The sequence below is a fragment of the Psychrobacter sp. genome (assembly GCF_035469765.1).
Classification (GTDB): Bacteria; Pseudomonadota; Gammaproteobacteria; order Pseudomonadales; family Moraxellaceae; genus Psychrobacter.
In genome coordinates, this window is sequence record NZ_DATIRM010000100.1 from 1 (window position 1) to 6,878 (window position 6,878).

The window sequence follows — 6,878 nt, forward strand, 5'->3', positions numbered from 1 at the left end:
AAAATTTCTACGCCAAGGGTGGATGGAGAATGATCTACCTAAACTGTTTCGTGATTTGGGATGTATCTCTTTTATTCTGGATTAACTATACTACAGTTGAGCTAGGTATTAATTCACGTCAACATCTGCCACTGCTTGCAGCGCTTTTAATGCGTTAATTAAACGCTCATGCTGTGCAGGAGTACCAATCGTGATACGCAGATACTCATTAATACGTGGCTTATTAAAATGACGAACGATAATACCTTGCTCACGTAATATTTCTGCCACCTGACTGGCAGCGCCATCATGCGGACGCGCAAAGACAAAGTTGGCATGTGATGGCAGTACATCATAACCCAATGCTGTCAATTCTGCCGTTAACGATGTGCGCAAATCGATCACTTGCTGACAAGTTCGCTCAAAGTATTCCGCATCTAAGACGCTAGCCGTTGCACCAGCTTGTGCCAACTTATCAAGCGTGTAACTATTAAAGCTGTTTTTCATGCGCGTTAATGCTTCAATCAATGAGGCATTACCAAATGCCATACCGACACGCAATCCAGCAAGCGAGCGCGATTTTGAAAAAGTCTGGGTGACTAGCAAGTTATCAAATTCATTGATAAGGCTAATGGCTGATAACTCTAAGTCTGCACTGCCCTCTTCTATCTCAGCAAAATCAATATACGCCTCATCAATTACAATGACTGAGTTTGAATGCTCACTAGCAAGCTTACGGATGTCAGCAAGCGACAACAGTAAACCAGTTGGCGCATTTGGATTGGCAATAATGATACCGCTACAAGGTTGACGATAGGCATCAGGACTGATACTAAAATCTGCTTCTAATGGTATTTGCACCAACTCTATACCAAAGGTATTAGCATAAACGGGATAAAAGCTATAGCTGATATCAGGTGCTAAAATTGGGCGCTCTTTTAAGAAAAAGCTGGCAAATACCAGTGCCAATACTTCATCTGATCCATTACCGACAAACACTTGATTGATATTAAGATGATGCAGCGCTGCCAATGCGCCGCGCAAATCATCAGACTCAGGCGCTGGATACAAGCGCAAATCTGCTGCCTGCTGTGCTAAAACATTAGTGATTGCTTCACCGACTTTTGGTGATGGCGGAAATGGGTTTTCATTGGTGTTTAATTTACACAAATCGTCATGCTGAGGCTGCTCGCCAGGGACATATGGCGATAAATTACGTGCTTTAGACGACCACAGTCTAGTATCTACCTTTAACTCACTCATAAGTTATCCTACTATTAATCACAGAGACGGTTATTTCTAAAAGCTATTTTTTTAAAGGCTAGGGCGTGTCCTCAATTCAATCGATGGACATCTAAGTGGGCTAAAAATGGCTAAATTTTTTCAAACATCGTCAAATAGCTAGGTAATATCCCGATATTAACAGCGCTATTTTCCTTGTTTGACTGCAATTTATCTCATTTTTATCTCCATTTTTTAAATGAGGACACGCCCTAGTATGCTAAGAATTATTATTCCAGAGCTAAGACTGGTAACGATAACGGGCTGAACGCGCGTGGGCTTCTAAATCCTCACGTTGCGCTAAAATATCTGCCGTCTCAGCCAAAGGTTTACTGCCCGTTTCACTACAGTAAATAATGGACGATTTCTTTTGGAAATCATACACGCCAAGCGGTGACGAAAAACGCGCCGTACCCGATGTCGGTAGCACATGGTTCGGTCCTGCACAATAGTCGCCGATTGCCTCTGGCGTATGACGTCCCATAAAGATAGCGCCAGCGTGGCGAATCTCACCAAGCAGCATATCAGGGTTATCGACAGACAATTCTAAATGCTCAGGCGCAACGCGATTGATAACCGCCATGCCTTCTTCACGGTCTCTCACTAAAATAAGCGCGCCACGATTTCTTAATGAATCACGAGCGATATCTGCCTTTGGCAGCTCTGCTAATGCTTTTTCAATTTCAATGGCGACTTCTTTAAGCTGTTTTTCACTGGTAGTCACAAAAATTGCTTGAGCAATACGGTCATGCTCCGCCTGTGACAATAAATCCATCGCTAGCCAATCAGCACGGTCTTGTGCTTCGCCTTCTGCATACACCAGCACTTCAGATGGACCGGCTATCATATCGATACCCACTTGACCAAATACCGCGCGCTTGGCTGCTGCAACATATTTATTGCCCGGTCCCGTGATTTTATCTACTGCCGGAATCGTCTCAGTGCCATAAGCCAGTGCAGCTACCGCTTGTGCACCGCCAATGGTAAAGACCCGATCAACTTTTGCCAAATGCGCCGCCGCCAAAACCAAGGGATTGAGTATGCCTTTTGGGGCAGGCACGACCATGATGACCTCTTTGACGCCAGCAACTTTGGCAGGGATGGCATTCATTAATACAGAAGACGGATAAGATGCCAGACCGCCCGGTACATAGATACCAACACGGTCAAGCGGCGTGATTTTTTGACCTAAGCGATTGCCCAGCTCATCTTCATACTGCCATGACTCTTGCACTTGGCGCTCATGAAAGCTCTGTACACGCGTCGCTGCTGTGGTCAAAGCCGTCTTTACGTTATCATCAAGATTGACAAATGCCTCAGCGAGCGCCTCTTGAGACAGCTCCAATGCTTGTATCGTCGTTGCTGGGTGCTGGTCAAACTGTTGCGTCAATGCGAGTACGACACTATCGCCGCCATGGCGTACTTTTGCAATGATGTCATCTACCGTTGTAAGCAAATCGGCATCATTAACCGTTTCAAAAGCAAGCAACTCTGTCAACTGACTGTCGAAATCGGCGTCTTGCGTACTTAATTGGCGCATGGCTTTGTCCTATATTTGAGCATGGAATACGGCTATAAAAATTAGAAAATGCTGGCTGATATACCAGATTATTTATATTTGTCTTACTCAGATTATACTGAGCTTTTATGTGCTGGCAAGCAAATACAACAAAACCAGTTTAGCACGCTATATCTTCCTTAGCGCACCAAACTGGTTTAGAATTTTGCATAACCATACTTGATATTACCAATCCATGATAAGGCTCTATCTTGTACTGAGTTATGAAGCGCTGGCAATGCTATCTTTAAAGCTATTCAAAATCGGCTCAAGCAATGCAAACTTGCGCTTATAGCTGACTTGATTGACGATAAGACGAGAGGAAACATCACAGATATGATCTCGTGCTTCGAGTCCATTAGCGCGTAGCGTATTGCCCGTATCAACGACGTCAACAATCAAATCGCCTAAACCAACTAATGGCGCAAGCTCCATCGAACCATAGAGCTTAATAACATCAACCTGCTGTCCTTGGCTTGCAAAATAAGCTCGGGCAACGTTGACGTATTTGGTAGCGATACGCAGGCGACGGTTTGGCAAAGGCGCATCTTTTACACCAGCGGTCATAAGTTTACACTGAGCAATTTTTAGATCCAGTAGCTCATACACATGATTGGCACCATGCTCAAGCAATACATCTTTACCCGCCACACCAAAGTCCGCTGCGCCATGTTCGACGTACGTCGGCACATCACTTGCGCGTAAAATCAATACGCGAACATTAGGGTTTGAGGTTGGAAAAATAAGCTTGCGTGAGGCTTCAGGGTCTTCTAATAACTCAACACCAGCGGCGCGCAAAAGTGGCATCGTCTCTTCTAAAATACGACCCTTTGATAACGCAAGTGTTAAGCCTGAAAACTCATCATTTACTTCGTTTAATAAACCATTGGTTGGTAAGTTGTTGGTTGCTTCAGTCATAATGACGCTGGTCCGTGTGCTGATGGTGCTGGAGATTGTCACCGTTAAAGGGCGTGGTTAATAATATCACGCTAAGCGATGAGATTATTTTGAAATTATAACGCCAGCATCATTACTGACTGACGTTATAATTTTTGATTAACGGTATCAACCGTTGCTATTAATACGCTCGATATTGACCCCAAGCGCGCGCAGTTTTTCTTCAACATGCTCATAGCCACGGTCGATATGATAAATGCGGTCAATTAAGCTCTCGCCTTCTGCCGTTGCCGCTGCCATCACCAATGACATCGAAGCACGTAAATCTGTTGCCATCACAGGCGCGGCAGTAAAGCACTCAACTCCTTTCACAACAGCGGTATGACCATCTACTTGGATAGAGGCACCTAAGCGATTAAGCTCAGGGACGTGCATATAGCGATTTTCAAAGATATTCTCGATAAAAGTACTGGTGCCATCAGCGAGACAGGCAATCGCCATAACCTGTGCTTGCATATCCGTTGGAAAACCTGGATGCGGCTGGGTGCGGATATCGACAGCTTTTGGTCGACCCTTCATTTGCGCACGAATCCAATCATCACCGCTAGTAATGATCGCACCCATGTCTTCAAATTTTTCTAACACAGGTGTTAATAATAGTGCCGAGGTGTTTTTGGTTAATACATCGCCACGTGTCATTAAGGCACCAGCAAGATAAGACCCTGTTTCGATACGGTCTGGTACAACTGAATACTCACAACCGTGCAAACGCTCAACGCCTTCAATCGTCATGATTGCTGTACCAATACCACTGATTTTAGCGCCCATTGCGACCAGCATATTGGCCAAATCAACCACTTCCGGCTCAAGGGCACAGTTGCCCAAAACCGTTGTCCCTTTGGCAAGTGCTGCCGCCATGATAACGTTTTCAGTACCGCCTACCGTCACCATATCAAATGAGAACTTACACCCTAGCAGTCTACCGCCTTTTGGTGCTTGTGCAATCACATAACCGTTTTCTACTGAAATACTAGCACCCATGGCCTCAAAAGCTTTGAGATGCTGATCGACAGGGCGCGAACCAATCGCACAGCCACCAGGTAATGACACTTCTGCCTCACCAAAGCGTGCCAGCAATGGACCCAATACTAAGATTGAGGCGCGCATGGTTTTGACCAAATCATAAGGCGCATAAAAATTATCAATACTCTTGGTATCGCAAGTAACGGTATCACCATGCTTTTGGATATGGATACCCATACCAGCAATCAATTCAATCAACGTGCGTACATCTTGTAGCGATGGCACATTGTGCAATGTCGTCGGCGTCTCAGCCAATATCATTGCCGCAAGTAATGGCAAAGCGGCATTTTTTGCGCCTGAAATAGTGACTTCTCCGGCGATACGACTACTACCCGTGATTAAAAATTGATCCATAAAGGTGACAACCTAGCGATAAGTATAGAAAATAATGAAAAACCAAATCAATATCACCAGCAAAAATACTTGCTAGCAATAGAAAACTTAGTCATAAATAATAAGTGATAGCAAAATCTAGCCTTGCGATTGAACATCCCACTCAGCGGGCGTTAACGCTTGAATATTAAGCGCATGAATATCACCGCTGGCGATTTTATCATTGACCAAAGCATAAACCGCTTGCTGACGCTGCACGGCGCGTTTGCCCTCAAAACTGGCATCAACCACACGCACATCGAACTTCGTTCCTTGATTGGCAGCTTGAATAAAGGCATCTGGAAAATGCGTTTGTAAAAATGCAATCAAATCGTCAGCGTTCATGCTCATAGAATATTCTGCCTTAAAGTTTTAAATAGAGTATAGAGTTAAAGTGACGTCATTATAACAAGAGTTTGACCATCTTACAGTACTGTCTTACACAACGATGGCTAAGCATAAGCTGTCTTAAATAAAGTCCATGCTACATGTTACTATCGCACTTAATACTGCAAACATTTATTTCAGAGTCTTGTCCAAATAACTGACCACTTGTGCGCGTACATCATTGACCCAGCGCAGAGGCGGTGCCATCGCCCCAATACTGGTTGCATGACTGGCGCCTGAAATCTCGCCAGTTTCCACACTAACGCCTGCAGCCTTTAATGCTTGTGTCATTTTAATGGTATTGGTCTCATAAACGACAGTATCTTTTTCGGCAGTCAGCAATAAATATGGTGGCTGTGCACCTTTTATTTGACGATCCGGCATCACCTCATCGGGTGTCGCGTCGGCTGCAAAAGCTGTGACGCTGCTAAATTTACGAAAGTCATAGCTATAAGGACCTGCAATACCAATAACGGCGCCGATATCTGTTGGCTTAACGCCATAAGGTTTTAAGAAATCCTCATTAGCGATAGCAGCAACGGCATTAAACGCGCCAGCAGAATGCCCAACGACGGCTAGACGCTCAGGGTCAGCATAAAATTGCGCGGCATTTTTATAGCTCCATGCAATGGCTTGCGCCGCATCTTCAACATAGTCCGGATAAACATGCGCCGGCGCTTTACGATAATTAATCACTGCTGTCACATAGCCCGCTTGAGCCAAGCTTCGACCAACAAAGGCATATTCTTCTTTACTACCACTCTCCCACGAACCGCCATGCACAAATACCACCATGGGGTAATTATTCTGAATAGCACTTTGTGATTTCATGGCTTTTGTTAAAAGTTTTGGATAGTAAATATCTAAGTCTTGGTCTGGCACTTCACCATACAAGATATCTTTACTGACCCCGATACCACCATTTGAAGTAATACCATTAACGATAGCCAACGCTGATAATGCCTGTGCTTGCTGTGTCGCGAGAGCAATACCGCCTACTGCCAATGCTGCAGTCACCCCTACACTGATGCGTTTAGGTGTCATAACCTTGATTCGCTTAGCGCTCTTCTTGGTAGCATCATTATTAATAGCACTGGTCTTACTAACACCGTTACTAAAATCCTTCATCGTCAGTATCCCTATTAAATTGAATCTACTATATCTTTTGAATGTATAGTTTAAATACCTTAAAAACGCTACAGTACTGCTGGTATAAATTTTTTGCAGCCTCTGTCTGCGTAGGCACAGCAAGCAAGAAAAATTGATATCAGCAGTACGTTATGTATCGATATTGCTTTTCCCTGACTATATATATTTTATG

Annotated in this window: 6 protein-coding genes; all 6 read right to left on the reverse strand. The window is 44.3% G+C overall.

Annotation, left to right across the window (positions count from 1 at the left end; translation table 11 throughout):
- Window positions 1–108 precede the first annotated feature (108 nt).
- The 6 genes from hisC to VLN09_RS02775 all read right to left on the reverse strand — a co-directional run bounded on the left by hisC (window position 109) and on the right by VLN09_RS02775 (window position 6,685).
- Window positions 109–1,242, reverse strand: coding sequence for a histidinol-phosphate transaminase (gene hisC / locus VLN09_RS02750; protein WP_325243679.1), 1,134 nt, complete (start codon window positions 1,240–1,242; stop codon window positions 109–111).
- Window positions 1,243–1,501: 259 nt separating this feature from the next.
- Entirely contained in the window at window positions 1,502–2,800 is a 1,299-nt protein-coding gene (gene hisD / locus VLN09_RS02755; RefSeq protein WP_325243680.1) for a histidinol dehydrogenase, read from the reverse strand.
- 240 nt (window positions 2,801–3,040) lie between these two features.
- Window positions 3,041–3,736: an ATP phosphoribosyltransferase gene (gene hisG / locus VLN09_RS02760; protein WP_325243681.1), complete on the reverse strand. Its 696-nt coding sequence runs from the start codon at window positions 3,734–3,736 to the stop codon at window positions 3,041–3,043.
- Between the two features lie 147 nt (window positions 3,737–3,883).
- A complete protein-coding gene (gene murA, locus VLN09_RS02765) occupies window positions 3,884–5,152 on the reverse strand; it encodes a UDP-N-acetylglucosamine 1-carboxyvinyltransferase (RefSeq protein ID WP_325243682.1) in 1,269 nt (422 codons plus the stop codon).
- 117 nt (window positions 5,153–5,269) lie between these two features.
- Window positions 5,270–5,521 (reverse strand): BolA family protein, encoded by a 252-nt coding sequence (locus tag VLN09_RS02770; protein ID WP_011514505.1) that lies wholly within the window; start codon window positions 5,519–5,521, stop codon window positions 5,270–5,272.
- A gap of 168 nt (window positions 5,522–5,689) precedes the next feature.
- A complete protein-coding gene (locus VLN09_RS02775) occupies window positions 5,690–6,685 on the reverse strand; it encodes an alpha/beta hydrolase (protein ID WP_325243683.1) in 996 nt (331 codons plus the stop codon).
- Between the last annotated feature and the right edge of the window lie 193 nt (window positions 6,686–6,878).